Raw genomic sequence first — 24,361 nt, forward strand, 5'->3', positions numbered from 1 at the left:
TGGCAATGAAACGCGTGGTAGTGACCGGCATCGGCGGCATTACGCCTTTGGGCCATGACTGGGCGCAGATCGAGCCGCGCCTGCGCGCGTTTCGCAACGCCGCACGGCGCATGCCCGAATGGGATTATTTCGATGCCTTGAACAGCCGCCTGGGCTGCCCGGTCGACGACTTCACGCTGCCGGACTGGCCGCGTCGTCACCTGCGCTCGATGGGCCGCGTGGCGCAGTTGGCGGTCGCCGCCAGCGAGCGTGCGCTGCATGATGCCGGATTGCATGGCAATGCCGAGATTGCCGACGGTCGCATGGGTGTCGCCTATGGCTCGTCCGGCGGCAGCATCGAGCCGGTGCGCGTGATGGGCCGCATGCTGGAAACAGGCTCGATGCAAGGCGTGACCGCGACCAGCTATATCCAGATGATGGCGCACACCACCGCGGTGAATGTCGGCGTGTTCTTCGGCTTGAAGGGCCGCATTATTCCCACCTCCAGCGCATGTACCTCGGGTAGCCAGGCAATCGGCTTTGGCTTTGAGGCAATCCAGCAAGGCAAGCAGCAATTGATGTTGTGCGGCGGCGCAGAAGAACTGTCGGGCCCCGGTGTCGCCGTGTTCGACACCTTGTTCGCCACCAGTACCCGCAACGACGAACCGCAGCTGACGCCGCGCCCATTCGACCGCGCGCGTGACGGCCTGGTGGTCGGCGAAGGCGCGACCACGCTAGTGCTGGAAGAGTACGAACACGCCAAGGCACGCGGCGCGCGCATCTATGCCGAGATCGTCGGCTTCGGCTGCAATTCGGACGGCAACCACATCACCCAGCCGACCAGCGAAACCATGGCCGCCGCGATGCGCCTGGCCTTGAACGATGCGCAGCTCGCACCCGAGGCCATCGGCTATGTCAGCGCGCACGGCACCGCTACCGATCGTGGCGACATCGCCGAAAGCCATGCCACTGCCGACGTGCTCGGTACACGCGTGCCGATCAGTTCGATGAAAAGCTACGTCGGCCATACGCTGGGCGCCTGCGGCGCGCTGGAAAGCTGGTGGGCGATCGAGATGATGCGCGGCGGCTGGTTTGCGCCGACGATCAATCTCACCGATATCGACCCGGCCTGCGCCGAACTCGACTACGTCGTCGGCACCGGCCGCGACATCGATACGCCGTATGTGATGAACAACAATTTCGCGTTCGGCGGCATCAATACCTCGCTGATCTTCAAGGCCCACGCCTGATGCCCATCGGCATGCGCCCCGACGCGATGCATGCACGCCACAACGCGGCCGGTCTGCCGCGCGTGGTGGTCACCGGCATGGGCGCGGTGAGCTGCCTGGGCATGGGCACCGATGCCCTGCTCGATGCGATGCGCGAAGGCCGCAGCGGCATTCGACACATGGAAGCGTTTGCCGATCTGGGCATGCGCAGCCGAGTGGGTGGGCCGGTCGATCCACAGGGCTTGCTCGATCTGCCGCGCAAGCTGCGACGCTTTCTCGCTACGCCAGCGCTTTATGCCTGGTACGCCCTGCATGAAGCCCTGGAGCAATCGGGCCTGTTGCCGGAGCGGCTGAGCCATGCCGACTGCGGCCTGGTGATGGGCGGCGGTGCGGCGCTGAGCGAACACCAGTTCGCGCTGGAAAATTTCCGCGAGCGCGGTATCGAGCGCATCTCACCGTTCACCGTGCCGCGCGGCATGAGCAGCAACCTGTCAGCCAGCCTCGCGCATATTTTCGGCATCGGCGGCTACAGCTACACGATGAGCTCGGCCTGCACCAGCGCCACGCATGCGATTGGCCACGCCATGGAGCTGATCCAGCTAGGCAAGCAGAACGTGGTGCTGTGCGGTGGCAGTGACGAGCTGCACGACACCACGGCGTTGTGGTTCGACGCCATGGATGCCTTGTCCAGCACGAGCAACGCGCACCCCGAGCGCGCATCGCGCCCATACGACAGTGCACGCGATGGCTTCGTGCTGGCCGCCGGCGCCGGTGTGCTGGTGCTGGAATCACTCGATCATGCGCAACAGCGCGGCGCACCGATTCTCGCCGAGATCACCGCTTACGGTACCGGCACCGATGCGACCAGCATGGTCGGCCCCGGTGCCGAAGGCATCGCGCGCGCGATTCGCCAGGCGCTGGAACGCGCCGGCGAACTGCCCGACTACATCAACACGCATGCCTGTTCGACGCGACAGGGCGACCTGGCCGAATGGCAGGCCATTGCATCGGTCTTTGGCGAGCATGGCGCACCGGTGCCACCGATGTCGTCGATCAAGGGACTGAGCGGTCATGCACCGGGCGCGGCCGGCGCGCTGGATGCCATCGCCTGCCTGCTGATGCTCGAACACGAATTCCTGGCCGGCCAGGCCATCGGCCATCTCGATGCCGATTTTGCACAAGCGCCGCTGGTTACTGCATCGCGTCGCCAGCGCATCGACAGCGTGCTGTCCAACAGCTTCGGCTTTGGTGGCAGCTGCGCGTCGTTGATGTTCCGCCGCCACGCGGGGTGCAACGCATGATCGACTTGCGCATCGAGCAATGGCGAGCCTGGGCGCCCGGGCTCGAAGACGAGGCCGCCTGGCAGGCATGGGCTCGAAATCCCGCGCGTCCCGAAGTCGCAGAGACACAGCCAAGCTGCGATTTCCTGCCGGCCATGCAGCGCCGTCGGCTGAGCCGGCTGGCGCGCATGACGCTGGATGTGGCCTGGCCGCTTTGTGCCGAGGGCGAACAACTGCCGTTCGTGTTCGCCTCACGCCATGGCGAGACGCCGCGTACCTTCGCCCTGCTCAGCGACGTGGCGGCCGAACAGCCGCTGTCGCCGACCCAGTTCGGCCTGTCCGTGCATAACGCGATTGCCGGCCAATGGTCGATGCTGCGCGGCCAGCGCGGCGAATCGGTGGCGATCGCCGGCGAGGCCGATACCTTCGAACACGCCATGGTCGAGGCCGCCGGCCTGCTCGGCGACGCCACACCCTCGGTGCTGGTGGTAATCGCCGAGGAGCGGCCGCCCGCGGCTTACGACACATGGATCGATGATGTGCCGTTCTCGTATGCTCTGGCTTTGCGCGTGGGGCGAGTCGTTCCCGGGGAACGCGCGGAGGGAACCGACTGGCGCCTGGAACTGACGACGGGAGATAACCGTCGCGATACCGGCGCGTGGCCGCATGCATTGGATTTTCTTCGCTCGCAGCTTGGCGAGCGCGCACCGCTGGAGCACCCTTGGAAGAGACGTCGATGGATCTGGCAACCGCTCCGCTGACACGGCGTCGCACCGACGCGTTCGCGTGGCGTCTGATCGCCACCGGCCTGAGCTTTCTGTTTTTCGGCCTGGGCGGCCTGGTGCTGCGCGTCCTGATCCTGCCCCTGCTCGGCCTGCTGCCCGGCGATGCGCTGGCACGGCGACGCCGCGCACGCGCAGCGATCCATCGCGCGTTCTATCTGCATGTGCAGTTCATGTATCGCACCGGCGTGCTCAACTTCCGTTTCGACGGCGCGGAGCGCCTGGGCCGGCCCGGTCAGCTGATCGTCGCCAACCATCCTTCGTTGATCGATGTGGTGTTTCTGATCGCGCATATCCGCGACGCCAACTGCATCGTCAAACAGGGGCTGTGGCACAACCCCTGTACACGCGGGCCGGTGACCACGGCGCAATACATCAGCAACAACGGTAGCCCGGAGATGCTCGAACAAGCCGCCGACGTGTTGCGCGAAGGACAGACGTTGATCGTATTTCCCGAAGGCACGCGCACCAAGCCCGGTTGCGCACCGGTGTTTCACCGCGGTGCCGCGGCGATTGCCGTGCGTGGCGCTCAGATAGTGACGCCTGTGTTTATCAGCGTCGTGCCGACCACTCTGACCAAGGCCGAGCCCTGGTATCGCATCCCCGATCGGCGCATCAATGTGCACATCCATGTTGGTGAGGATATCCCCGTGGATCGTTACGGCGCCGATACCGCCGCGCCGATCGCCTCGCGCCGGCTCAACGAACATCTGCACGCCCTCTATGCCAAGGAGTTTTCGTTATCGTGAACGCATTGCAGCAGGAAATTGCTCAACTGATCGTCGACACGCTCAATCTCGAAGATGTCGATCCCTCGCAGATCCCGGTAGACCAGCCGCTGTTCGGTGAGGGCTTGGGGCTCGATTCGGTCGATGCGCTGGAGCTCGCACTCGCCTTGCAGAAGCGCTATGACATCCGGATTGCGTCGGATTCGAAAGACGCACGCCAGCATTTCGCCACCATCGCCAGCCTTGCGGATTTCGTCACCGCCCAGCGGAACGCATGCGCCGGATAACGTCCATTCTGCTGCCCGTGATCGGGTTGCTGTATCCGTTTGTCGTTTACTTCGGCATGGATAAAGTCTCGCCGCCGGTGTTCGCCCTGGTGCTCGGTTCGATCTGGCTGATTCGCGCGCCGGCACTGCTGCGCGAACCGGGCGGACGCTGGATGGTGGGCGCCGCGCTGACTTATTGCGCCCTGCTGGCCTTGAGTGGTGAGTCGTTCCTGCTGCGCTGGTATCCCACGCTGATCAGTGCGCTCCTGTTGTGCGCGTTCGGTCTGAGCCTGATCTACGGGCCGCCGATCATCGAGCGCATCGCTCGCGTGCGCGAGCCTGACCTGCCGCCCGAAGCGATCCCCTATACGCGCAAGGTCACCTGGGTCTGGGTGGGCTTCTTTATTTTCAACGGCGTCGTTTCCGCCGTGCTGACCCTATGGTCGCCGCTGGCGTGGTGGACGCTTTACAACGGATTGCTGGTGTACTTCATCATGGGCGTGCTGTTCGGTGGCGAATGGCTGCTGCGACGTCGCCTGCGGAGGGCTGCGTGAACGTGGCCGCGCCCGGGCTCGCCGCACTGCTGCGCGACCACGCGTGGCTCGCTCAGGCGCACGTGCAGGCTGAAGGTGCGGTGCTGGTGCTGAACCGTGAAGGCGTCGATGCACTGTGTCGTCGCGGCAAGACGGCTTTTGTCCAGGCGCTGGCATTACCCGAATCGCCGCTTGCCGTCCGCCTGCTCGACGAAGTGCAAGCCGCGCAGGGTATCGATGTTGCCGCACTGTTGCGCGAGCCGCTGCCACGCACCCCGATCATGGTTGCCGAACACGACGTGGACGATGCGCGCGTCATCGAGCTGCGTATACCGCTGGACCTGGCGCACTTCCCCGGACATTTCGCCACCGCGCCAGTCGTGCCGGGGGCCGTACAAGTAGCCTGGGCGCTGAACCTGGCCGCTTCACGGCTGGGTACCGGCGAACGCTGCCACAGCATGGAAGCGTTGAAGTTCCAGCAATTGCTGCGACCAGGCGCACCGGTCACGCTGACCCTGCGCGTCGACCGGGAGCGCGGCAAATTGCATTTTTCCTATCGCCATGGCGACGCAAACTATTCATCGGGTCGATTGCTATGGAGCGCCGCGCATGAATGAGGCCGGCGCCACGAGCAGTCACTGGGCGACCCACAAGGAACGCGGCAGCTTCTTCTGGATGAAGCTGACTGCGCGGGCCATTCGCCTGCTGGGTCGTGGCCCGGTCACACCGGTGCTGTACCTGATCGTGCTTTACTTCTTTGTCTCCGGCCGCAAGGCGCGACGCAATGTGCGCCAGTACCAGACCTATCTGGCTGCATGGAGCGGCCGACCGGAATTGCAGCCCCATCTGCGCAGCGTGTTCGGGCAATTCATGGCCTATGCGGTCAATCTGCTCGATCGTCTCGATGTGTGGCGCGGCAAGCTGTCGTTGAAGCAAGTGCAACTGATCGATCCGCATGGCGTGCGCAACAAGCTGTTGCAGAGCCAGCATGGTGGTCGCGGGCAGATTCTGGTCGTGACGCATCTGGGCAATCTGGATGTGTGCCGCGCGATGGCAGAACTGGGCGAGCAGGTGCCCTTGAACGTGCTCGTGCATAACCAGCACGTCGCGCATTTCAACAAGCTGCTCGACGAAGCGGGCGACCGCAGCATGCGCCTGATCCAGGTCAGCGAACTCGATACCGCGATGATGATGGACTTGTCGCAACGGATCGAACGCGGCGAGTGGCTGGCGATTGCCGGCGACCGGGTTCCGTTGCGCGAAGGCCGCCGGGTGGTGGTGAATTTCCTCGGTCATCCCGCGGCGTTTCCCCAGGGCCCGTGGCTGCTGGCCGGCATTCTGCGTTGCCCGGTCAATCTGCTGTGCTGCCTGAAGGTGGATGGCCGCTATCGCATCTATCTCGACGCCTTCCTGGAAACGGCGACCTGGGAGCGTGGCCGTCGCGAGGAGGCCATCCACGGCTGGGCGCAGCGCTACGCCGATGCCCTCGCCCAGCGCTGCCTCGAAGCGCCGCAGCAGTGGTTCAATTTCTACGCGTACTGGCAGCTACCTGCCGAGGAGGCCGACGATGCGCGCTAACGGCGTCTTCAAGACCACCACCGAAGTGGTCGTGCCGTTCTTCGACGTCGACTCGATGGACGTCGTGTGGCACGGCCACTACGTGAAATACCTGGAGATCGCCCGTTGCGCCCTGCTCGATGCGATCGGCCACAACTACACGCAGATGAAACAGGCTGGCTATGTCTGGCCGGTAATCGACCTGCAGCTGCGCTACGTGCGCGCGGCACGCTTCGGCCAGCGCCTGCATGTGCACGCCGAACTGGTCGAATGGCAGAACCGGCTGAAGCTGCACTATCTCATTTGCGACGCCCATAGCGGTGAGCGGCTCACGCGCGCCAGCACCATCCAGGTGGCCGTCAACCTCGCCGACGGCGAGATGCAGCTTGTCTCTCCGCAAATCTTTATCGATGCCGTCGAGCATGCATTGCAGCGCGACGCCTCACCTACCTCAGTAGCTTCGTCATGACCTACGCCAGCCAGACCTACGTCGAAGAAACCCGCATCGGTTTCTATTTCTTGCGCAGCCATACCTGGCAGCACCATGTATTGCGCGTGGCGATCAACGACCTCAAACGCCTGATCGGCGAACCGACACCGCAAGGCGGCACGCTGCTGGATGTCGGCTGCGGACAAGGCAAATCGTTCCGCCTGCTGCGCGACGCGTTTCAGCCCGCACGCATGATCGGTATCGATGCCGATCCGCACAGCATCGAGCTATCGCGGGCCGAGGCGGCGCGCGAAAACATCGCCGTCGACCTGCTTGCCTCCGATTGCGCCGATATCGCGCTGCCCGATGCCTGCGTGGACATCGTGTTCTGCCATCAGACCTTTCATCACCTGGTCGAGCAGGAAAAGGCGCTGGCCGAATTCTGGCGCGTGCTCAAACCCGGTGGCCTGTTGCTGTTTGCCGAGTCGACCAAGGCCTATATCGATACCTGGGTGATTCGCTGGTTCTTCCGCCACCCCATGGAGGTGCAGAAGACGGCCGACGAATACCTGGCCATGATTCGCCAACAAGGCTTCGTCTTCGAGCCCGCCAACGTCTCGTTTCCTTACCTGTGGTGGAGCCGCTCGAAGGATTTCGGCCTGCTTGAACGCTGGGGCCTGCGCGCACCGCCACCGCCCGGCCAGCGCGACGAAACCCTGGTCAATGCGGCAGCACGCAAGCCCTTGTCGGTGTCATGACGTTCTATCTCAACGCCCTCGGTATGATCTGCAATCTCGGCGCCGGCAAGGCTGCCGTTGCCGATGCGTTGTTCGGTGGCGATGACACGCGATTGCCCGGCACGCAAGGCTGGGTGCCTGGGCATGCATTGCCGTTGGGAAAGGTGGACCTCCCCTTGCCGGCCGTACCGGCAGCGCTTGCTGACCGCGACAACCGCAACAACCGCCTGTTGCTGGCCGCGGCGCAGGAAATCGAAGCCGATATCCGCGCCGCTATCGCGCGCTACGGCCATCACCGCATCGGCGTGGTCATCGGCACCAGCACCACCGCGATCGAAGAGGCTACCCATGGCATCGGCGCCTACCAGCGCGATGGCGCATGGCCGGCCGACTACCGCTACGCACACCAGGAGCTGGGCGCACCTGCCGAGTTTCTTGCCGAATGGCTTGAACTGAGCGGCCCCTGCTTTGGTATCTCCACGGCCTGCACATCCGGCGCGCGTGCGCTAATGAGTGCACAACGCATGCTGCGGCTGGGCCTGTGCGATGCCGTGCTGTGCGGCGGTGCCGACACGTTATGTCGTCTGGCGATCAACGGCTTCTTCGCGCTGGAAGCCACCGACCCCGAGCGCTGCAATCCGTTTTCGCAGCACCGTCATGGCATCAATATCGGTGAAGCGGCAGCATTGTTTCTGATGACCCGCGACGAGGCACCCATCCAGTACCTGGGTGGCGGCGCGAGCTCCGATGCCTATCACATGTCTTCGCCCGAACCGCAGGGACTGGGTGCGCAGCAGGCCATGCGGGCCGCGTTGCGGGAAGCCGGGCTCGACATCGCGCAAATCGACTATATCAATCTGCACGGCACCGCCACCGAGCACAACGACAGCATGGAGAGCCTGGCGCTCGCGGCTGTGCTGGCGCAGGACGTGCCGTGTTCTTCGACCAAGTCGTTGACCGGGCATACCCTCGGCGCAGCAGGCGCGCTCGAAGCGGCGTTCTGCTGGCTGGCCCTTGCCGACGACCGCAGCGAGCGACGCTTGCCGCCACATGTATGGGACGGCGTGGCCGATCCCGCCCTGCCCGCGCTGCGTTTCACGACACGCGATAGCCGGCTCCCTGCAGGCAAACCGCGCTACGTCATGAGCAACTCCTTTGCGTTCGGCGGCAACAATGCCAGCGTGATCCTGGGAGATGCGGCATGACGCTTTGGCCGATTGCCGACGTCGTACCGCATAGCGGCGACATGAGCTTGCTCGATCGCATGATAGAACTCGATGCCGAACGGATCGTGTGCACGACGACGATTCGCGCGGGCGGCCTTTTCAGCGACGCCGATGGAGGCTTCCCAGCCTGGGCCGGTGTCGAATTGATGGCGCAAAGCGTTGCCGCCTGGGCCGGCGCACACTCGCTCAACGAGCAAAAGCCGATCCGCCTGGGCTTTCTCCTGGGTACGCGCCACTACGAATGCAATGTCGATCGCTTTCCCGCCGGTTGCACGCTGCGCATCGAAGCGGAGCGCGTGTTTCACGACGAGAGCGGCATGGGTTCGTTTGCTTGCCGCATCGAGGCGGCGGGGATCGAGGCTAACGCGCGCCTGAGCGTTTTCAGCCCGCCCGATGCGGATCTCTTTTTCACCCAGACAGCCGCCGTCGGCACGCAAGGAATATCCCATGACTGACACCGTCCTGGTCACCGGCTCCAGCCGTGGTATCGGCCGAGCCATTGCGCTGCGCCTTGCCGGCGCGGGTTACGACGTCGTACTGCATTGCCGCTCGCGCCGCGAAGAAGCCGATAGTGTCGCGGCACAGATTCATGCCCTGGGGCGCCAGGCGCGCGTGCTGCAGTTCGACATTGCCGACCGCGCTGCTTGCAAGGCGGCGCTGGAGAGCGACGTCGAAGCGCATGGTGCGTATTACGGTGTGGTCTGCAATGCCGGACTTACGCGCGACGGCGCGTTTCCGGCACTGAGCGACGACGATTGGGACCAGGTACTGCGTACCAATCTCGACGGCTTCTACAACGTATTGCATCCCCTGATCATGCCGATGATCCGCCGTCGCGCTGCAGGGCGCATCGTTTGCATCACCTCGGTGTCGGGCATGATCGGCAACCGCGGCCAGGTCAACTACAGCGCCTCCAAAGCCGGCGTCATCGGCGCGGCCAAGGCACTGGCGGTCGAGCTGGCCAAGCGCAAGATCACCGTCAACTGCGTCGCACCCGGACTGATCGATACCGACATGCTCAGCGACGATCTGCCGCTCGAGGAGATTCTCAAGGCGATCCCGATGCAACGCGCGGGCAACGCCGAGGAAGTCGCCGCCGCCGTGCAGTTTCTGCTCAGCGCGGATGCTGGCTATATCACCCGCCAGGTGCTGGCGGTCAACGGCGGGCTGTGTTGAGCCTGTTGCGCACGTTCTTTTCCACCGAAGGAGGTCTATCCGCATGAAAGCTACTTATCTCGTCGCCGCCCTGCTCTTTGCGTTTCCGGCCGTCAGCATGGCCGCCGACAAAATCGTGCACCTGCCCATCCAGGCGGCGATCGACGGCGCCACCAAGGACGGCAAGCTCGACGGCACGGTGAAGTTCTACCTCGCCGGCAATCATCCGGCCGGCAAGGCGACCGTGGTCAACGACAACGTCACGCTCAGCCGCAAGACCAATGCATTCGCCAAGTCCGACGAAGACACCTGCAACCGCGTGATGCAGTCCGTGCTGATCGCTCTGCAGGACGATGCCAAGCATGCGGGCGCCGATGCGGTGGTAGACATCGTCAGCAACTACAACGACGTGGTTTACAGCGACCCGAACAACTACGAATGCCATAAGGGCTTCTTGATGTCGGGTGTCGCGGTAAAGGCGAAGTTTGCCAAGGTGCATTAAGAACGGCTTGAGAAGCCTCAGTTTTCATCGTCGCCCCGGCGAAGGCCGGGGCCCAGTGTCTTTAGCACGTTGCAGCGTAAGGCACTGGGTCCCGGCGTTCGCCGGGACGACGAATAGGTAGTCCTTCGAGATGCCCCTTACTGCAACGCAACCTCCACGCTAGCCCGCAACACCCGCGGCGCACCCTGATTCATGATGCTCTCCCAACCCACCAGCCAATACTTCTCGTTGGTGATGTTGTCGAGATTCAAACGGAACGTCACCGGATACTGCCCCACCCGGGTCGTTACGCGGGTGCCCACATCGAACGTGTGGTACGCCCCGGCGATATTGCTGTTGTTCGATTCCAGCGGCCGGTTGCCAACATAGCGGCCGCCAGCCGTAAGCACCCAGCCCGGCATGGTCGGCACGGCATATTCGATATAGCTGCTGGCCTGGAAACGCGCCGAACCAAAAGCCCGCTTGCCTTCGACCGTGGGATCGGCGCGCTCATTGGTAGCGTCCAGCCACATCGCGCTGCCTAGCAACGTCCATTGCGAACCGAGCCGGGTCTGTCCGGAGAGTTCAAAGCCGTCAAAGCGCACTTGGCCATCCTGAGTCATGAAGCGCTGGTTGTCGCGCACCACCGAATACGCCAGGCCACGCTCGATGCGGAAGACCGCGGCATTGAGGTTCCAGCTATCCTGCGCGAATTTCGCACCCAGCTCATATTGCTTGCTGGTCATTGGCGCGAAGACTTCGCCTTCGTTCGCATACCCTTGGCCGGCTGGCACACTGGTGCCCTCTTCCAGCGACTTGACGTAGCTGGCGTAGACCGTCATCCATGCGGCGGGCTTGTACATCAACGCGACGGTCGGCGTAACGGGCTTGCGCTCGTACAAGGCATTGCGCTTGCCGTCGCTGAAATAGTTGTAGCCGCTTTGCGTGTAGTCGATCGCACGCAGCCCAAGCAGCGCCTGCCATTGCTCGCTGAAGGTGACGGTGTCGCTGGCGAATACCGCGCCCTGTGTTTCGCTCGATGAATCGCGTACGTGGCGAATCAACGCAATCGGCGATTGCGGGAAGTCGCTCGGGTCATGGATATTCCCGATGCCCAGGTCGGCCTCGTCGAAGATGTTGTCGCCATAGCGTTGCATGTTCTTCTGCCAGGCCGCGCCAATGACGACGTCATGCTTTAGCGAGCCTGTTTCGAAATGGCCGTTGAGCATCGCCTGCGCGCTGCGATACAGATAGTCGGTGTAACCCAGGTACTGGTGCTCCAGATACTGCCCCTGGTTGTCGAGCAGGAAAATGGCGCTGTCGCGGTTGCTACGCCCCTGCAGCGTCATCGCGGCGTCGGCACTGAACGTCCAGTCCGGCGAGATGTTCCAGGTGACGCCCGTCGTGGCCATGCGCATGCTGGTGCCATAGCCGGTGTCGGTCGAGCTGATGCGCTGGCTGCCTTTGAGCGGCGACGGGATCGATACGAATTGCGGCCCGGTCGGTTGGCACACGCCGAAATCCTGACAAGGGATCACACCATACATGGCACCACGAATGTGGCGGTCCTGGTAAAGGCTGTCGAAGTGCCAGGTCAGTTGATCGTTGATGCGCCAGTCCAGGCCCAGCGAGACCGACCTGCGCTTGATGTAGCCGCTGTCGACATAGGTCCCGCCCTGCTCGTTCACCGCATCCAGGCGATAGCCGAACTGGTGATCCTTGCCGAAGCGGCCACCCAGATCGGCCTCCTCGGTGATCGAGGAACGAGACGTGTAGCCCAGGCGAAATGTCGCCGTCGGCTGCTCGGTCGGCTTCTTGGTGACGAAATTCAGCATGCCGCCCGGCTGCGAGAAGCCATACATGAAACCGGACAGCCCCTTGAGCAGTTCGATCTGCTGGAAATGTTCGACCGGAATATCGGCAGCCCACGCCGGCACCGACATGCCGTTGATGCGGTAACCGTTCAATTCGTCGATCTGCAGCCCGCGTACGCTGAAGGCCGAGTTTTCGCCCGAGTAGCCGTTGCTGAAAGGCGTCGTGCTGGCATCGCCCTTGAACACGTCATTGATGTTGTTGGCCTGGCGGTTCTTGATCAGCTCTTCGGTCACCGCGTCGATCGAGAACGGCGTATCGAGCAGGGCGCGGTTGCCGAGCGCGCCGGCCGACGCGTTATCGGTGCGATACGCATCGACCGCCGTTGCATTGACCCGAATGCCTTCGAGTACCGTCGTCTTGCGTGGGTCCGTGGTCGCGCCGGTGTCGTCGGCATGGACGGAGGTGGCGCAGGCCAGGGCCAGCGGCAAGAGCTTCAGGGAAAACGACACGGATTTCCGCGACGCGGAAAGCGACAGAATGGAGTTCAAAGTAGTAGCCCGCTGTGTAGAAGTCGGCGTCTACCCCTCTGATGGGTACGTCCAGGCAGCGATTTTAATTGATAGTGATTCTTATTTGCAACAATTTAACCTCAGGCTGAGCCTCGATCTGGTGCGGTGCGCCAAGGTCAACGTAGCGGAGCCGGCTATCATCTACCGGTTTGCGCGATACAACGAAAGAACAGGAGAAGTTGCACCATGCGTCCCTTCCCGCTTGGAGAAGACATCGACATGCTGCGCGAAAGCGTGCATGCGTTTGCCGAAAAAGAGATCGCGCCGCGCGCCGATCACATCGACCGCGACAATCTGTTCCCGGCCGACCTATGGAAGAAGTTCGGCGATATGGGCCTGCTGGGCATGACCATTCCCGAGGAATACGGCGGCACCGGCATGGGCTTCCTCGCGCATATGGTGGCGATGGAAGAAATTTCGCGTGCATCGGGTTCGGTCGGCTTGTCGTACGGCGCGCACTCGAACCTGGCCGTGCAGAACATTTTTCATAACGGCAATGAAGCCCAGCGCCGCAAGTACATCCCCAAGATGTGCTCAGGCGAATACATCGGCGCACTGGCGATGAGCGAACCCGGCGCGGGTTCGGACGTGGTCGGCTCGATGAGCTGCAAGGCTGAACTGAAGGGTGACGTCTGGGTCGCCAACGGTTCGAAGATGTGGATCACCAACGGTCCCGATGCCGACGTGCTGCTGGTCTACATGCGCACGGCACCGCGCGTGGCCGGTAGCCGATGCATGACCGCGTTCATCGTCGAAAAAGGCATGAAGGGTTTTTCGACCGCGCAGAAGCTGGACAAACTGGGCATGCGTGGTTCGAACACCTGCGAGCTGGTGTTCGAGGACTGCGAAATCCCCGCCGAAAATATCGTCGGCGAAGTGAACGAAGGCGTACGCGTGCTGATGAGCGGCCTGGATACCGAACGCCTGGTGCTGTCGGGTGGCCCGATCGGTTTGATGCAGGCGGCGATGGATCTGGTCATTCCGTATGTGCGCGAGCGCAAGCAGTTCAACGCACCGATCGGTACGTTCGGCGTGATGCAGGCGAAAGTCGCCGATATGTACACCTCGCTGCAATCGTCGCGCGGCTTTGCGTACATGGTGGCGCAGCAGTTCGACAGTGGCTTGAAGTCGCGTATCGATCCGGCGGCGTGCTTGCTCAATGCCTCGGAGAAGGCGGTGCATGTTGCGCTGGAAGCGATCCAGGCCTTGGGCGGCAACGGCTATATCAACGAGTTCCCGGCCGGGCGCTTGCTGCGCGACGCCAAGCTTTATGAGATCGGCGCCGGGACGAACGAGATCCGTCGGATGTTGATTGGGCGTGAGTTGTTCCACGGCAAGGCGTAAGTAAGAGCGCCCCCTCACCCCAACCCTCTCCCCCGGCAAAGCCAGGGGAGAGGGAGCCAAAAGCACGCATGATTCAAACTTGCCTCACTGCGCTCCCTCTCCCCTGGCTTTGCCGGGGGAGAGGGCTGGGGTGAGGGGGCTCTTCACTCAACCCACTGCGCCCGCTCCAACGCAGCAATATGTCGATCCAACCGCGGCCCCAGATAACAATGCGAGCCGCACGACAGCAGCCCCACCTCGCGGAACGCCTTCAGATACCACCCCGGCGAACGCTTGTAGAACCCCACATGATCGCCGTCGACATCATCGCGGCTGGTAAACAATTCAAGAAACGCGATGCCCTCGAGCATCTCGCCGATCCCAAGCAGGCCCGCGCGAATCTCGGTCGGCTTCAGGTAATGCAGCACATCGGAACAGACGATCAAGTCGAAGCGCTGATCAAACCGTAGTTGCCCCAATTGCCCGAAGGTGGCCAAGCCGATATTGCGCGACCGCCCGTATCGCTCCACCACGTACTCGCTGGCATCGAGCCCGCGATAATGAACACCTGGCCGTAGCGCGCGCAGCGGTGCGCGCCACACGCCCTCGCCACAGCCCACATCCAGCACATTGCGGATCGGGCGCCCCAGGTAATACTCCGCCTGCGCGACCACCATCGCCACTTTGCGTCTGAGCTCGGCAGCCGACCCGACGGCATGCGCCGGGTCGCGGTACCACTTGTCGAAATAGGCTCGGTCGTAATGCTTGGTCATGCGCGCATGGTAACGGCATCACCTGCCCCACACACCCCTGGCGCGAGCATGCAACACAGGTTTCCCGACCCATGGAGCCCTAGCCATGCCCTTGATCCGTGTCCGCCTGTTCGGCACCCGCGCCAATGCCGATACGCTCATTTCCACGCTGCACAGCATCGAGGGAATCGAACGCGTCGAAGAACTCGACGACCCGGCGCAGTACACCCGCGACGACTCGAGCTCCAGCGAATCGATCGAAGACAGCAGCAGCGATATGTTCTTTATCGAAGTGGAAGCGCACAACAGCAAACGAGCCAGCGTCGTACGCAATGTTATCGAGCTGGAAGCCGCCCGGCTCGACACCGTGGCCGAGGTTGTCGACGAGTTTTAGTTATCGCAAATTCCTGCGCTCAAACCGGGAATGAATCGCCACCGAATGCGGCCCGCCGATTTCGCGAAACCTGTCGGCGACAACACAGGCTTTTGCGTTGAAGCTTGCAACGTCCTCAAAGCCGGTGCTCTTTCGCATGGAAATTCCGACCGCCCGACGCTCAGCTTACGTGTGGCTTGCTTTTGCCTTGACCTGCGTAGCCGCTACGCCTGCCCTGGCCCGTGAAGAAACCCTTAGTCAGGACGATATCGCCTGGCTGCGCCGCGACAGTTTCGATTTGAACAGCGCCACCGTCGCCCGCTACCGCGAACTCGGCCGCTCCCGCTTTCTCGACGAACAACTGACCGACCGCGGCACCGACAACCTGCCACCGGAAATCACCCAGCTGCTCGGCAGCTACGAGGTCAACAGCACGCCCAACGACGAGATGCTGGTACGGCTGCAGGAAGAGCAACAAAAAATTAAGGACATGCCGGATGGCGACGCCAAGAACGACGCGCGCAAATTCCAGCAACAACATGCCAACGATTTACTGCAGCAGTCGCAAGAGACCGTCATGTTGCGCGCCGTCTACGGCAGCAACCAGTTGAAGGAACAGATGGTCTGGTTCTGGCTCAACCATTTCAGTGTCTATGGCGCCAAGGGGCGGGTTCGCTGGGTTGTCTCCGACTATGCGCAGAACACGATCCGCGCGCACTCACTGGGCAAGTTCCGCGACCTGGTGATGGCGACACTGGAAAGCCCCGCCATGCTGGAGTTTCTGGACAATGCGCAGAACGCCAAGGGCCATGTCAACGAGAACTACGCTCGCGAACTGATGGAGCTGCACACGCTGGGTGTCCATGGCGGCTACACGCAGCAGGACGTGCAGCAGCTCGCTCTGATCCTCACCGGCGCCGGCATCGTGCCACCCAAGCGCGGTGGCGAACCGCCCAAGCTCAACCCTCAGATGCAGCCGCTCTACATTCGCCAGGGCGCTTTCGAGTTCAACCCGGCGCGCCACGATTTCAGCGATAAAACACTGCTCGGTCAGACCATCAAAGGCAGCGGCTTCAAGGAAATCGAGCAGGCCGTCGATCTGATTACGCGCCAGCCCGCCTGCGCGCAGTTCGTCTCGCGCAAGCTTGCCGAGTACTTTGTCGCCGACCAGCCACCGCAGGCGCTGATCGACAAGATGGCTCGCACCTTCCGCCGCAGCGACGGCGATATCGGCAAGGTATTGCGCACGCTGTTCGAATCGAAGGAACTGCTGGCATCGCGCGGAAAGAAGTTCAAGGACCCGACGCAGTTCGTCGTCTCCTCGGTGCGGCTTGCCTATGACGGCAAACCGCTGGTCAACGCCAAGCCGCTGCTCAACTGGCTCAATCAATTAGGTGAACCGGCATTCGGCCGCCTCACTCCCGATGGCTGGCCACTCGATTCCGTCGGCTGGTCGAGTTCCGGACAGATGTCCAAACGCTTTGAAATCGCGCGCGCCATCGGCACCGGCGACAACCGCCTGTTCACTCCCGAAGGCAGCCCGAAAGTCGGTGCCGGTTTCCCGATGCTGACCACGCGGCTGTTCTACGACGCGATCGAACCGAACCTTTCCGCTGCCACGCGCGACGCGCTCGGCAAGGCGGCCAGTCAGCAGGAATGGAACACCTTCCTGCTCTCCTCGCCCGATTTCAATTTCCGCTAAGCGATATCGAGGTCAACCATGGATCGCCGCCAATTCCTGTTCACCGCCGCCACTGCCGCCCTCGCAGCCCCCGCACTGAGCTTTTCGGGCAAGCTGTTTGCCGCACCCGCGACAACGCCGCGTTTCCTGCTGGTCTTTCTACGTGGCGGCTACGACTGCAACAACCTGCTGGTGCCCTACAGCAGCGACTTCTATTACCAGTCCCGCCCCACCCTGGCAATCGCCAAACCCGATCCGAACAATCCCAATAGCGCGATTGCACTGGATGGCAACTGGGGCCTCAACCCTGTGCTGCGCGATTCGATCTATCCGCTGTGGCAGCGTAAACAGATCGCCTTCGTACCGTTCGCCGGTACCGACGATATGTCGCGCAGCCATTTCGAAACGCAGGACAACATCGAATCGGGCGAGCCGAGCAACCAGCGCAACGACTATCGTTCCGGCTTCATGGCGCGGCTCTCTGGTGCCATGACCACGGTGCCGTCGATCGCCTTTACCGATGCCCTGCCGTTGAGCTTCCAGGGCAGCAAGCGCGATATCCCCAACATCTCGCTACGCGGTGTCGGCAAGCCCGCCTTCGACGAACGACAGTCGGCGATTCTTTCGGGCATGTACCAGGGTACGGCGTTGGCTGCCGCCGCCAGCGACGGCCTCGATCTGCGTCAGCGCGTATCGAAGGAGCTGCAGGACGAAATGATGAAGGCGAACCGAGGCGCGCCCACCGCCAAGAACTTCGCCGACGAAACCCAGCGCATTGCCACGCTGATGCGTGACCAATATCGACTCGGCTTTGTCGATGTCGGCGGTTGGGATACTCACGTCAACCAGGGCAACACCACCGGCCAGCTCGCCAACAACCTGAGCAATCTCGGCCAGGGACTCGCCGCGTACGCCAATGCGCTAGGCGACGAATGGAACAACACCATCGTCGTTGTCGTCTCCGAGTTCGGCCGCACGTTCCGCGAGAACGGCAACAAAGGCACCGACCATGGTCACGGTACGGTGTATTGGGTGTTGGGCGGCAAGGTCAACGGCGGTCGTATTGCCGGCGAACAAGTCGCGGTCAATCAGCAGAACCTGCTGCAGAACCGCGACTATCCCGTGCTGACCAATTATCGCGACATGCTCGGTGGATTGTTGGCGCGTACATGGGGTTTGTCGGGCAGCCAGTTGCAGAGCGTTTTCCCGGGTGCGAAACCCAGGGACCTGCAACTCGTCTAACTCGTCCCTCCCTTCCGGAGCGACTTCAGGGAACCTCGACCTTCCCTACTCGTCATTCCGGCGCAGGCCGGAACCCAGTGGCTTTGTGATCGGTTATCGCGAGAGCCTGCAAAAGTCAGCTCTGTCGCGAAAGCTAAAAACTGACGCCACTGGGTCCCGGCCTACGCTGGGATGACGATAGGAAAACTGAGGTCATTCAAGGCTACTTTCAGCGACAACAGGCCTCAAGGTAACTATGGGTCGCGACTGAAGGTGCTCCTACAAGACTAGGCGGTCTTTCGTCGATACTCCCCACGCATCACCGACTCCCAACTCAAACCACCATCGAACGAACTCTCCAGCGCCAAGCTATACCCGCCATCATCCTTGAACACATACACATGCCGCGTCTGCCCACGCGGCGAACTGCGCACAAAGCTCAGCTTGTTTCCATCCCAAAGCCCCTGCGCCGGCGACGACGGCACAAAGCCATAACTGTCAAACCAGAACAACTGAAACTGATCGTGCTCGGGACCGGCAACAAAGACCGCATGCACAGCCAGCGAAGACTTCCCATCGCGCGTCTCGCGATAATCGAGTATCAACGCCTTCCCACCCAGATCGAACCGCGCATCGATTTCCGCCGTGGCCGGGCCACCCTCGCCCCAACGCGTCGTCGCAATCTGTTCCTCGCCCACCCACTGACCGACCAGCTTATGCAGAACCTCGGACATGCTTTGCGTCTCCCAGGAATCAGTTGCTCGAACGCGGTACCAGCAGATGCTTGGCGATATGCCCATGCATCTGACCCAGCGCGCGCACCAGATGCATCGTGGTGAACAGCAGGACAACGCCGATTACGAACAGGAGCACCACCGACCAGGGCCCGGCGAACCGGACATCGTCGAAATGCACATCGAAGCCCAGCGTGTCGGTCCAATAACCCAACGGCGCGCCGATAAACGCCACCGACACCGCCAACAAGGTAATCGTGAGCGTGAAATAGATGATCCCCAGCGGCAGCATCAGGACCATGTAGAACAACGTCGTCCAGGTATGCCCATCGGTAAACAAGGCACCGATGCGCTTCATCAGCGATAACCCCTGCGTCGGATATGGCGGCCGGCGCGGCATGCGCACCCCGAGCATCGCCTCGACAATGCGACCTTCGATCAACGACAACGCACGCACCGTGCCCAGGAACAGGATGATGAAGGGAATGCCGACGATCAGCACCGACAAGCCCGCCGACAGCGACGTACCCGTCACCGCCCAGACAAAATAGAAAATACCCGTCGCTAGTGCCAGCACCATGTAGAACATCGAGCCCCACATGCGCGGATCGGTAGCGACACCAAAGAAGCGCCCCGCCCAGGTCCGGCGTTTGGGCTGCGGCGGGGGCCGCAACGCGCGCTGGATCTTGATCTCCTGGTCGCGATAGATATCGGCCACCTCTTCGGGCGCACCGTACGTACTAACCACATGCTCAAGCATGTCCTTCTCGCTGCGGCCAGGCTGCTCGGCCAGTTCGGCGCGCAGGTGTTCCTCCGCGTCGTACAAGGCATCCTGGATCAGCGCCGGATCGGCGCCGCGCAAAGCGGCACGCAATTGATCGAGATACTCGGCGATCGTGCGCGGCGTATTCATGCAACACCTCCCTGCAAAACGGATTCGACGGAATCGCGCGTGGCACTCCACGCGGCAACCCACTCGCGCAAGACTTCGCGCCCCAGCTTGGTAATACGGTAATAGCGACGCGGCGGCCCACTCACCGAAGGCTCGACCTCGCTAGCCAGCAAACCGGCTCCCTCGAGGTTGCGCAGCACCGGATACAAGGCACTCTGCTTCCCCGCCAACACGCCCTCGCCCACCTCTTCCAGCCGCTTGGCGATCTGGTAGCCATACAACGCCTGGCGCGACTGCCCCAGCACCGCCAACAGCACCAGCGACACCGTCCCGGAGGCCAGTTCCTTCTGAAACTTCTTCAAATGGCTGGCGATGTCTTCCACGACTCACCTGCAGGGCGACTTATCTATGACTCCATCATAGTGTGAAGTTCACACTAGAGCATGGGCTGGAGGTCATGGGGGGATATTCGGCCAGAACTGGCCCTGACACCGATGTGTGTACCGGTTGTACAAACATTGGTATTCGCTGACACGCGCGCGCCGTCGCTACTGTGAGAGATGAGAAAAATACAACGCAAGTCGCACGAAAAACGGCAGGGCAAGTGCAACGAAAACATCGCCCCATAAACGCGTTCGTCTGGGAACGACAGCCAGAATCAAAAGCATCGCCGAGTAGTCATAAGCGGATGACATGGTTGACTGGTGCTGCTCGCTCCAAGAACCAGGCAATCAACAGGTGAGCAATTGCGATGCACACGATGCCTAGCCGCAAGCGCCAACTCAGGCTCCATCGTGCCATGCCCTGCCGCCCCTTCACCGAGCCCTAGGCAAGTCTCGCAAGCTCCGCTTCGGGTCGGAAGCGGACATGATTTCATTTATCCCTGAAGCGTGGATTTGCCAAGAAATCGGCAATCGCTTCGGCAGCTTCAACCACCTCCGCCATGCCGCCATAAGCGAACAGGTATCTTTCTTGATCTTCAGGGACATGTAGCTCGGCAAATTCAATGCTGGACCGAGCGAGAGCCAGAAATGCTTCAAGCGCCTCTCGAGACTCAGAGGTAAGCTCCGCCTTCGGCGGAACATAGGGTATCTGCATTTCTGGCGGCATCAATTCTGGACTGGCATCCCAGATTGGCTTGAGCACATTTGTGAAGCAGTGCCCCATGAAGCTACCTACCAGCTTCCCGTAGACCTGAGCTTCGCCGATGCTTTGATGGGACATGACCACGCGAAGCGATTTGCTGCATTGCTCTGATGCCTCCGAGAAGCGCCGCGATAGTTCTTTGCTCACATCAGTGGGAAGCATGGTTATGACTCTCTAGAAGAATGGTCAAGTAAAACGTCCGCCTCACATAACCTACGCCACATCAGCTATCACGCAAGAACTACGAGTGAGCTGGTCGCCCCGTAAGTCACGAAGCGCCTAGCGGGGCCCCACGCACGTTAAATACCGGATGCCTTCCGGCAACCGATACGGAAACGGGTGTCGGCTCTGGCATACCCGACAAAAACTTATCTTTTCCCTGCAAAAGTATCGCGCGCCCGACGTTTCAGTTTCTGACAGGCTTTTGCGTCAGCACTGACAGCTGCTTGGTGCTTGAGCTGGTATCGCATAGGGAATATAGAGCATGACAAGGAGCGTTCGCGCGTGGCGCGTCGTTGGGAGCATGGTATTGGCGTGGGCGCTGTCGTCGACGGCGCCGTCCGCCTGGGCGGGCGATGCGTTCGATCCGGCCCTTTGCAGTGGCGAGCATTGGAGCCACAACGGCTATACATCGCTGACATATCAGGAGGCGTTGGCTCAATGCCAGGCCGACGTCGCAGTCATCGAGAAAAGCCATACTCAAATCTGCGAAGACGAGGACACTTCCTGCACACCATCGTGGGTCGAGTTTTCCGCGGTATGCCGAGTATCTGGGGTGAGTTGGTGGCATGACTGGGCGGACGGCCTGTTTGAGACCACATACATATACAAATGGCGCCTGTCCAACGGTCAGGTTCACGAGAGGGATCGAGGCGCCATCTACCGCTGGATGTGCAAACCCCACGTTGATGCTCCCGATCTAGAACCTGAACCTACTCCCGATCCCCTCATCCCGGACTCCGACGTCGACAAGACGCTAGGCCAGGCCCCCGAGGGCAACGATGTCGGCGATCCCATCGACACAGCCACCGGCAACGTCTACCGGCAGGAGCTCGACGCCGAAGTCGGCCGCTGGCTGCGCTTTACGCGCGCCTACAACAGCGGCGCTCACACCGCCGGCGACGTGCTCGGTCCGCATTGGACGCACGCGTATGCCCGGCATATCACCCCGATAGCGTCATCGTCCGGTATCTCCCACGCCCATCTGATCGAAGCCGATGGACGTGTGCTCACCTTCCGCGTGATCGACGGTGTCTGGCACGCCGAGAACGATGTCGCCGACACCCTGGAACGGACGTCCTTGCGCGGCGAGCCGCTTGGCTGGACCGTACGCCGTACCGGCTCGACCCGTGTCGACACTTTCGACGCCGAGGGCCGGTTGTCGAGCTTCACCACCGACGATGGCGTGTCTATCGCGTTGAGCTACCGTGACGGTCGCTTGAGCGCATTGACCGACTCGTCCGGCCGTACGCTGTCCCTGGACTACGACAGCAGCGGCCGTTTGCAGCAGTTGCGCAGTCCGGACGGCAGCACGGTGACGTACGCCTACGATGCCGAAGGCCGGCTGGCCTCCGTCACCTATCCCGGCGGCCAGCAGCGCCACTATCGCTACGACGAACCGGATTACTCCAGCGCGCCCGCAGGCCACCGCCTGACCCGGGTGCTGGATGCGCACGATGCTGCGCTTGCCACCTACCGCTATCAGGCCGACGGTCGAGCGACGGCCACCGCGCTCGCCGCTGGCACGCAAGCCTATACCGTGGCTTACCACGCCGATGGCCGCTCCACCACGACCGATCCCTACGGCACCGAGGTCACGCGCCGGTACACCCTGATCGATGGCGTACCACGCGTCATGGCGCTGAGCGGCCCTTGCGCAAGTTGCGGTCCGACCCAGGCCATCGCCTACGACACCCACGGCCAACCGGTCACGCGCACGGACTTCGCCGGTCAGCGGACCACCCTGAAGTACGACGCAAAACAACGCGAAATCGCGCGCACCGAAGCGGAGGGCACCGAAGCACAACGCACCCTACTCACGACCTGGGGCGCCGACAGCGGACAGATGGAAGCGCAGGAGCTGCGCGACGCCGCCGGCCAGCCGCTCTGGCGCACCGTGCAGCGCTACAGCGCCAGCGGTCAACCGAGCACGCGTTGCGTGATCGACCCCGCGCAGGCGCCCGACTACACCTGCGAGGCGTTCGACTACATGCCTGCTCCGGCCGGCGTGCAGCGCTGGAGCATCACCGCCTGCCCGGACGCGCTTGAGGCACTGGGCTGCCCGTTCGCGGGCCTGCCCATGCTGGTCATCGCCCCCGGCAACCAGCTCACGCAGTACAGCTACTACACGCAAAGCGACACGACCGGTTGCGGCCGACCGGGCGGCGCCTGCCATCAGCCCGGCGACCTGCACCAGATCACCCGCGCCGGTTCCAGCGTGATCTACACCGCGCTCTCCTACGACCGCCTGGGCCACGTCACCCGCTGGCGCGACGCGCACGGCACGCTGACCGATGCGGTCTATCACCCACGCGGCTGGTTGCTGGAGCAGACCGTGCGCGCCCGCGCCGACGGTGCGCCGGACGCGAACGATGCGGTCACCCGTTACACCCACGACGACGAAGGCCGGGTGCTCAGCCGCACGGATGCCGATGGCGTCACGCTGCGCTACCACTACGATGCCGCGCACCGGTTGACCGAGGTGGTCGACGCCCAGGGCCACCGCCAACGCATCGCCTACGACGCCGACAACCGCCCGCTGACCGAGCAGCTGCTCGACACCACAGGCGCTGTCATCGCCGGGCGCACTCACCGCTACGACGCGCTGGGCCGGTTGCAGGAAACCCACGACGCGATGCGGCAGCGCATCTTCCAGGCCACCGCTTACGATCCCCTGGGGCGCTTGCTCGCCAGCACCGATGCCCTCGGCCGCGAACAGCGTCAGCGTGTCGACGCGCTCGGTCGCATCGTCAGCCAGACGGCGGATAGCCGCGGACTGGCGGCGGAAACCCTGTTCGTGCACGACGCCGCCGACCGTCTGGAAGGCGTTGCCGACCCGGACGGCTTGTTGACCTCCTACGACACCAACGGCCTGGGCCAATCGATTGCCACGCACAGCCTCGACACGGGCAACACCCAGCGTCGTTACGACGTGACGGGCCAACTGATCGCACAGACCGATGCGCGCGGCGTCGAGCAGCGTTACAGCTACGACATGCAAGGACGGCTGACCAGCCAGACCTTCAGTGACGGCACGCCAACCCGCAGCCTGAGCCACGGCGAGGCCAACGCCCTCACCGGCTGCACGGACTCGGCGCCCGGCGCGCGCCTGACACGGATCCGACAAGGCGACGTGACCACCGCGTACTGCTACGACACCCGCGGACAGATCATCGAGGCGCGCCAGACTCAGGGCGAAGCAGCGACGGCGGTCACGGACGTGACCCTCTACGCCTACACCCCGGCCGGTCGC

25 protein-coding genes are annotated in these 24,361 nt (G+C 62.6%); 19 read left to right on the forward strand and 6 right to left on the reverse strand.

Features of this window, described 5'->3' with window-relative positions; translation table 11 throughout:
- Nucleotides 1–5: 5 nt before the first annotated feature.
- The 14 genes from ACZ6WW_RS22885 to ACZ6WW_RS22950 are packed head-to-tail and all read left to right on the forward strand — an operon-like array spanning nucleotide 6 to nucleotide 10,404.
- Nucleotides 6–1,229 (forward strand): beta-ketoacyl-ACP synthase, encoded by a 1,224-nt coding sequence (locus ACZ6WW_RS22885; protein WP_465276259.1) that lies wholly within the window; start codon nucleotides 6–8, stop codon nucleotides 1,227–1,229.
- A complete protein-coding gene (locus tag ACZ6WW_RS22890) occupies nucleotides 1,229–2,509 on the forward strand; it encodes a beta-ketoacyl-[acyl-carrier-protein] synthase family protein (protein ID WP_465276260.1) in 1,281 nt (426 codons plus the stop codon). Before ACZ6WW_RS22885 ends, ACZ6WW_RS22890 begins: the two co-directional genes overlap by 1 nt.
- Complete coding sequence (locus ACZ6WW_RS22895) at nucleotides 2,506–3,249, forward strand: beta-ketoacyl synthase chain length factor (protein WP_465276261.1); 744 nt, start codon at nucleotides 2,506–2,508, stop codon at nucleotides 3,247–3,249. Before ACZ6WW_RS22890 ends, ACZ6WW_RS22895 begins: the two co-directional genes overlap by 4 nt.
- Nucleotides 3,225–4,019: a lysophospholipid acyltransferase family protein gene (locus ACZ6WW_RS22900; RefSeq protein WP_465276262.1), complete on the forward strand. Its 795-nt coding sequence runs from the start codon at nucleotides 3,225–3,227 to the stop codon at nucleotides 4,017–4,019. Before ACZ6WW_RS22895 ends, ACZ6WW_RS22900 begins: the two co-directional genes overlap by 25 nt.
- The gene (locus ACZ6WW_RS22905) at nucleotides 4,016–4,285 is read left to right on the forward strand and encodes a phosphopantetheine-binding protein (RefSeq protein WP_281849582.1); all 270 of its coding nucleotides are present in this window, start codon (nucleotides 4,016–4,018) and stop codon (nucleotides 4,283–4,285) included. The genes ACZ6WW_RS22900 and ACZ6WW_RS22905 overlap by 4 nt, the downstream gene beginning before the upstream one ends.
- On the forward strand, nucleotides 4,273–4,818 hold the full coding sequence (locus ACZ6WW_RS22910; protein WP_281849583.1) for a COG4648 family protein: 546 nt from the start codon (nucleotides 4,273–4,275) through the stop codon (nucleotides 4,816–4,818). The genes ACZ6WW_RS22905 and ACZ6WW_RS22910 overlap by 13 nt, the downstream gene beginning before the upstream one ends.
- Entirely contained in the window at nucleotides 4,815–5,414 is a 600-nt protein-coding gene (locus ACZ6WW_RS22915) for an ApeI family dehydratase (protein ID WP_465276263.1), read from the forward strand. Before ACZ6WW_RS22910 ends, ACZ6WW_RS22915 begins: the two co-directional genes overlap by 4 nt.
- Nucleotides 5,407–6,375, forward strand: coding sequence for an LpxL/LpxP family acyltransferase (locus ACZ6WW_RS22920; RefSeq protein ID WP_465276264.1), 969 nt, complete (start codon nucleotides 5,407–5,409; stop codon nucleotides 6,373–6,375). Before ACZ6WW_RS22915 ends, ACZ6WW_RS22920 begins: the two co-directional genes overlap by 8 nt.
- On the forward strand, nucleotides 6,365–6,823 hold the full coding sequence (locus ACZ6WW_RS22925) for an acyl-CoA thioesterase (protein ID WP_465276265.1): 459 nt from the start codon (nucleotides 6,365–6,367) through the stop codon (nucleotides 6,821–6,823). Before ACZ6WW_RS22920 ends, ACZ6WW_RS22925 begins: the two co-directional genes overlap by 11 nt.
- Complete coding sequence (locus ACZ6WW_RS22930; RefSeq protein WP_465276266.1) at nucleotides 6,820–7,542, forward strand: class I SAM-dependent methyltransferase; 723 nt, start codon at nucleotides 6,820–6,822, stop codon at nucleotides 7,540–7,542. Before ACZ6WW_RS22925 ends, ACZ6WW_RS22930 begins: the two co-directional genes overlap by 4 nt.
- On the forward strand, nucleotides 7,539–8,726 hold the full coding sequence (locus ACZ6WW_RS22935; protein WP_465276267.1) for a beta-ketoacyl-[acyl-carrier-protein] synthase family protein: 1,188 nt from the start codon (nucleotides 7,539–7,541) through the stop codon (nucleotides 8,724–8,726). Before ACZ6WW_RS22930 ends, ACZ6WW_RS22935 begins: the two co-directional genes overlap by 4 nt.
- Entirely contained in the window at nucleotides 8,723–9,202 is a 480-nt protein-coding gene (locus tag ACZ6WW_RS22940) for a hotdog family protein (protein WP_465276268.1), read from the forward strand. The genes ACZ6WW_RS22935 and ACZ6WW_RS22940 overlap by 4 nt, the downstream gene beginning before the upstream one ends.
- A complete protein-coding gene (gene fabG, locus ACZ6WW_RS22945) occupies nucleotides 9,195–9,923 on the forward strand; it encodes a 3-oxoacyl-ACP reductase FabG (RefSeq protein WP_465276269.1) in 729 nt (242 codons plus the stop codon). Before ACZ6WW_RS22940 ends, fabG begins: the two co-directional genes overlap by 8 nt.
- Nucleotides 9,924–9,966: 43 nt before the next feature.
- Nucleotides 9,967–10,404 (forward strand): excinuclease, encoded by a 438-nt coding sequence (locus ACZ6WW_RS22950; RefSeq protein ID WP_281849593.1) that lies wholly within the window; start codon nucleotides 9,967–9,969, stop codon nucleotides 10,402–10,404.
- A gap of 137 nt (nucleotides 10,405–10,541) precedes the next feature.
- On the opposite strand, the gene ACZ6WW_RS22955 is transcribed toward ACZ6WW_RS22950, so the two are convergent.
- Entirely contained in the window at nucleotides 10,542–12,707 is a 2,166-nt protein-coding gene (locus tag ACZ6WW_RS22955; RefSeq protein WP_465276270.1) for a TonB-dependent siderophore receptor, read from the reverse strand.
- Between the two features lie 246 nt (nucleotides 12,708–12,953).
- On the opposite strand from ACZ6WW_RS22955, the gene ACZ6WW_RS22960 reads away from it, so the two are divergent.
- Nucleotides 12,954–14,111 (forward strand): isovaleryl-CoA dehydrogenase, encoded by a 1,158-nt coding sequence (locus ACZ6WW_RS22960; RefSeq protein ID WP_281849595.1) that lies wholly within the window; start codon nucleotides 12,954–12,956, stop codon nucleotides 14,109–14,111.
- A 143-nt stretch (nucleotides 14,112–14,254) separates the two neighbouring features.
- Here ACZ6WW_RS22960 and ACZ6WW_RS22965 read toward each other — a convergent pair whose 3' ends face one another.
- Nucleotides 14,255–14,863: a class I SAM-dependent DNA methyltransferase gene (locus ACZ6WW_RS22965; RefSeq protein WP_465276271.1), complete on the reverse strand. Its 609-nt coding sequence runs from the start codon at nucleotides 14,861–14,863 to the stop codon at nucleotides 14,255–14,257.
- An 85-nt stretch (nucleotides 14,864–14,948) separates the two neighbouring features.
- On the opposite strand from ACZ6WW_RS22965, the gene ACZ6WW_RS22970 reads away from it, so the two are divergent.
- From ACZ6WW_RS22970 to ACZ6WW_RS22980, 3 genes are all read left to right on the forward strand, one after another.
- Entirely contained in the window at nucleotides 14,949–15,236 is a 288-nt protein-coding gene (locus ACZ6WW_RS22970) for a hypothetical protein (RefSeq protein ID WP_281849597.1), read from the forward strand.
- A gap of 136 nt (nucleotides 15,237–15,372) precedes the next feature.
- Nucleotides 15,373–16,917 (forward strand): DUF1800 domain-containing protein, encoded by a 1,545-nt coding sequence (locus ACZ6WW_RS22975; protein WP_465276272.1) that lies wholly within the window; start codon nucleotides 15,373–15,375, stop codon nucleotides 16,915–16,917.
- 18 nt (nucleotides 16,918–16,935) lie between these two features.
- Nucleotides 16,936–18,138, forward strand: a complete 1,203-nt coding sequence (locus ACZ6WW_RS22980) for a DUF1501 domain-containing protein (RefSeq protein ID WP_465276273.1) — start codon at nucleotides 16,936–16,938, stop codon at nucleotides 18,136–18,138.
- Nucleotides 18,139–18,404: 266 nt separating this feature from the next.
- On the opposite strand, the gene ACZ6WW_RS22985 is transcribed toward ACZ6WW_RS22980, so the two are convergent.
- The 4 genes from ACZ6WW_RS22985 to ACZ6WW_RS23000 form a co-directional block, all read right to left on the reverse strand.
- Nucleotides 18,405–18,851, reverse strand: a complete 447-nt coding sequence (locus tag ACZ6WW_RS22985; RefSeq protein WP_465276274.1) for a DUF1579 family protein — start codon at nucleotides 18,849–18,851, stop codon at nucleotides 18,405–18,407.
- Nucleotides 18,852–18,870: 19 nt separating this feature from the next.
- Nucleotides 18,871–19,764, reverse strand: coding sequence for a sensor domain-containing protein (locus ACZ6WW_RS22990; protein WP_281849601.1), 894 nt, complete (start codon nucleotides 19,762–19,764; stop codon nucleotides 18,871–18,873).
- On the reverse strand, nucleotides 19,761–20,126 hold the full coding sequence (locus tag ACZ6WW_RS22995) for a PadR family transcriptional regulator (RefSeq protein ID WP_281849602.1): 366 nt from the start codon (nucleotides 20,124–20,126) through the stop codon (nucleotides 19,761–19,763). Before ACZ6WW_RS22995 ends, ACZ6WW_RS22990 begins: the two co-directional genes overlap by 4 nt.
- Before the next feature lie 490 nt (nucleotides 20,127–20,616).
- The gene (locus tag ACZ6WW_RS23000; RefSeq protein WP_465276275.1) at nucleotides 20,617–21,051 is read right to left on the reverse strand and encodes a hypothetical protein; all 435 of its coding nucleotides are present in this window, start codon (nucleotides 21,049–21,051) and stop codon (nucleotides 20,617–20,619) included.
- A gap of 322 nt (nucleotides 21,052–21,373) precedes the next feature.
- Here ACZ6WW_RS23000 and ACZ6WW_RS23005 point away from each other — a divergent pair.
- The coding region (locus ACZ6WW_RS23005) for a DUF6531 domain-containing protein (RefSeq protein ID WP_465276276.1) at nucleotides 21,374–24,361 on the forward strand (2,988 nt) is incomplete at its 3' end.

It is taken from the genome of Dyella sp. NPDC103356, assembly GCF_055584465.1.

Excerpts from the sequence above, each read along its gene's own strand:
- ACZ6WW_RS22935 (WP_465276267.1), top strand. The coding sequence starts at position 7,539 with ATGACGTTCTATCTCAACGCCCTCGGTATGATCTGCAATCTCGGCGCC.
- ACZ6WW_RS23000 (WP_465276275.1), bottom strand. The coding sequence starts at position 21,051 with ATGCTTCCCACTGATGTGAGCAAAGAACTATCGCGGCGCTTCTCGGAG.
- ACZ6WW_RS22975 (WP_465276272.1), top strand. The coding sequence starts at position 15,373 with ATGGAAATTCCGACCGCCCGACGCTCAGCTTACGTGTGGCTTGCTTTT.
- fabG (WP_465276269.1), top strand. The coding sequence starts at position 9,195 with ATGACTGACACCGTCCTGGTCACCGGCTCCAGCCGTGGTATCGGCCGA.
- ACZ6WW_RS22985 (WP_465276274.1), bottom strand. The coding sequence starts at position 18,851 with ATGTCCGAGGTTCTGCATAAGCTGGTCGGTCAGTGGGTGGGCGAGGAA.
- ACZ6WW_RS22965 (WP_465276271.1), bottom strand. The coding sequence starts at position 14,863 with ATGACCAAGCATTACGACCGAGCCTATTTCGACAAGTGGTACCGCGAC.
- ACZ6WW_RS22960 (WP_281849595.1), top strand. The coding sequence starts at position 12,954 with ATGCGTCCCTTCCCGCTTGGAGAAGACATCGACATGCTGCGCGAAAGC.
- ACZ6WW_RS22990 (WP_281849601.1), bottom strand. The coding sequence starts at position 19,764 with ATGAATACGCCGCGCACGATCGCCGAGTATCTCGATCAATTGCGTGCC.
- ACZ6WW_RS22890 (WP_465276260.1), top strand. The coding sequence starts at position 1,229 with ATGCCCATCGGCATGCGCCCCGACGCGATGCATGCACGCCACAACGCG.
- ACZ6WW_RS22980 (WP_465276273.1), top strand. The coding sequence starts at position 16,936 with ATGGATCGCCGCCAATTCCTGTTCACCGCCGCCACTGCCGCCCTCGCA.
- ACZ6WW_RS22895 (WP_465276261.1), top strand. The coding sequence starts at position 2,506 with ATGATCGACTTGCGCATCGAGCAATGGCGAGCCTGGGCGCCCGGGCTC.
- ACZ6WW_RS22925 (WP_465276265.1), top strand. The coding sequence starts at position 6,365 with ATGCGCGCTAACGGCGTCTTCAAGACCACCACCGAAGTGGTCGTGCCG.
- ACZ6WW_RS22920 (WP_465276264.1), top strand. The coding sequence starts at position 5,407 with ATGAATGAGGCCGGCGCCACGAGCAGTCACTGGGCGACCCACAAGGAA.
- ACZ6WW_RS22900 (WP_465276262.1), top strand. The coding sequence starts at position 3,225 with ATGGATCTGGCAACCGCTCCGCTGACACGGCGTCGCACCGACGCGTTC.
- ACZ6WW_RS22970 (WP_281849597.1), top strand. The coding sequence starts at position 14,949 with ATGCCCTTGATCCGTGTCCGCCTGTTCGGCACCCGCGCCAATGCCGAT.
- ACZ6WW_RS22885 (WP_465276259.1), top strand. The coding sequence starts at position 6 with ATGAAACGCGTGGTAGTGACCGGCATCGGCGGCATTACGCCTTTGGGC.
- ACZ6WW_RS22940 (WP_465276268.1), top strand. The coding sequence starts at position 8,723 with ATGACGCTTTGGCCGATTGCCGACGTCGTACCGCATAGCGGCGACATG.
- ACZ6WW_RS22930 (WP_465276266.1), top strand. The coding sequence starts at position 6,820 with ATGACCTACGCCAGCCAGACCTACGTCGAAGAAACCCGCATCGGTTTC.
- ACZ6WW_RS22950 (WP_281849593.1), top strand. The coding sequence starts at position 9,967 with ATGAAAGCTACTTATCTCGTCGCCGCCCTGCTCTTTGCGTTTCCGGCC.
- ACZ6WW_RS22910 (WP_281849583.1), top strand. The coding sequence starts at position 4,273 with ATGCGCCGGATAACGTCCATTCTGCTGCCCGTGATCGGGTTGCTGTAT.